The sequence below is a fragment of the Shewanella sp. AS16 genome (assembly GCF_021412365.1).
Lineage (GTDB): Bacteria > Pseudomonadota > Gammaproteobacteria > Enterobacterales > Shewanellaceae > Shewanella > Shewanella salipaludis.
The window spans coordinates 1-294 of sequence record NZ_JAKCLK010000231.1; the positions used below are offsets into that span (position 1 = coordinate 1).

Genomic DNA, 294 nt, shown 5'->3' on the forward strand with positions numbered 1-294 from the left:
TTCATCGTAATAGGTGATTTTCAACCATTCGCCTTTCTCGTCGTGTCCATGCTGCAAAGACATGCCGCTACAGCGTAATACCAGCGCGTCTTTCAGTCGTAGCGCCGCTTTTAACATATCATCCGGATCAACCAGTACCGTGTCACATTCGCGGCAGCGGCGAGCGGCAATATCATTTTCTGCGTTACATTGCGGGCAATTTTTAAAACGGAAACGGAAGTCACACTGTTCGCGATGTCCGTCGTCATCTTCAAACCATCCCTGACAGCGACGACCAAAGTGTTCAATCAATGT

The 294-nt window shown here is 48.6% G+C and carries 1 pseudogene; it reads right to left on the reverse strand.

Going from position 1 to position 294, the window contains the following annotated elements:
* Positions 1 to 294, reverse strand: a pseudogene (locus LZP73_RS20130) (ATP-dependent helicase); the annotation flags it as partial.